Origin of the sequence: Candidatus Palibaumannia cicadellinicola (genome assembly GCF_002855795.1) — a bacterium.
Classification (GTDB): Bacteria; Pseudomonadota; Gammaproteobacteria; order Enterobacterales; family Enterobacteriaceae; genus Baumannia; species Baumannia cicadellinicola_C.
Window position 1 is genome coordinate 1 of the sequence record NZ_NJPO01000071.1, and the last position, 1,360, is coordinate 1,360.

Annotated in this window: 2 protein-coding genes; both read left to right on the forward strand. The window is 36.7% G+C overall.

What is annotated here, in order from left to right; translation table 11 throughout:
* The first annotated feature begins 110 nt into the window (after positions 1–110).
* Positions 111–872: a YciC family protein gene (locus CEX73_RS01420; protein WP_101626832.1), complete on the forward strand. Its 762-nt coding sequence runs from the start codon at positions 111–113 to the stop codon at positions 870–872.
* 147 nt (positions 873–1,019) lie between these two features.
* Positions 1,020–1,307, forward strand: a complete 288-nt coding sequence (locus tag CEX73_RS01425) for a YciI family protein (RefSeq protein ID WP_101626833.1) — start codon at positions 1,020–1,022, stop codon at positions 1,305–1,307.
* Positions 1,308–1,360: the final 53 nt, after the last annotated feature.

Consider the following 1,360-nt stretch of genomic DNA (forward strand, 5'->3'; position numbering starts at 1 on the left):
GTTTTACGATAAGTTACGTTCATAATAGAAATACCTAGTACCGATGGTATCGGAGTACCTCATACTATCAATTATTTTAATTATTGTATTGTTCTGTCAAGGAACCCCTCATGCCAATTATGGCGACTATCTTATATCGTGACACGTTCAACTTTTTCCGTAATAAGTTCGCCGACATTATTTTGCTCGCGCTCTTAACTGCACTTATCAGCGTCATGCTGGGCTGCTATGCATTAGCACCAGCTCCCATAAGCGACCAGCTTATCTCGCTTGATAATAAAGCTGAGTTTGAAATATTATCGAAAATTAGTTTGAAACAAATCATAGAACATATGTCGATAGACCAGCAGATAATTTTGCTTAAAACCTCTGCCGCCGGGACTTTCGCTGGACTAGTTGGTAATGCATTACTTACCGGTGGGCTACTTACGATGATACGTTTTCTCTCAAATAAACGGTCAATCAGCGTATTAGGGGCTATCGTTTTATCGGTACGTTTGCTACCGCGCCTGCTGCTATTAATTTTTATTACGACATTACTTGTACAATTAGGATTGTTGCTAGTTGTAGTACCTGGATTTTTGCTGTCCATAGCTTTCAGCCTTTCACCGGTTATTGCTACTATTGATAATATCGGGGTTATGAGATCTATACGTGCTAGTACTGAAATAGCGTTTGCTAATATTCGTTTGATTAGCCCAGCGGTACTATTCTGGATGCTTGCGAAAACCGCAGTATTACTTTTGGTAACACCATTCATGATATGTCATCCCATTTTGACAGCGGTATTATTAAATTTGTTAAGCAACCTAATATCATCTTTGTTATTGATATATTTATATCGTCTGTACATGCAACTACGAGTTGTTTAAGTAAAATAATTACTAACAAATGAATAATTAATAGGTATTACCATATAACAGATAGGTTGATTTTGACATTATCTAGTCTAATATAGCTAGTATAGATAGATGATAAATCATACAATATTTTTATTAATTTTTGTTTTGGTTTCTACCGTGCTCTATGTAATTAATGCCGAATGCGTTACAGATTCGCTGGAAAACCGTAAATTGATAGATCTGGCACCTTTGCAACTACTACAAAACCAAGGTTTACTATTAACAGCCGGCCTAACCACGGTGCTTGACAGTTACGATCCTGGTACAGCAGGATTTAATGGTTACACAATCATTGCTGAATTTGATTCTTTGGAATCAGCGCAGGCCTGGGTAGAACAGAATCTTTATATAGCTGCCAACATCTACGCTACAGTTGTAGTAAAACCCTACCAAAAATGTTTCTAAATTAGCCATAGGTAATAATACCTAATCTTAAATAATTTTGACAATCCGTGGAT

Excerpts from the sequence above, each read along its gene's own strand:
- CEX73_RS01420 (WP_101626832.1), top strand. The coding sequence starts at position 111 with ATGCCAATTATGGCGACTATCTTATATCGTGACACGTTCAACTTTTTC.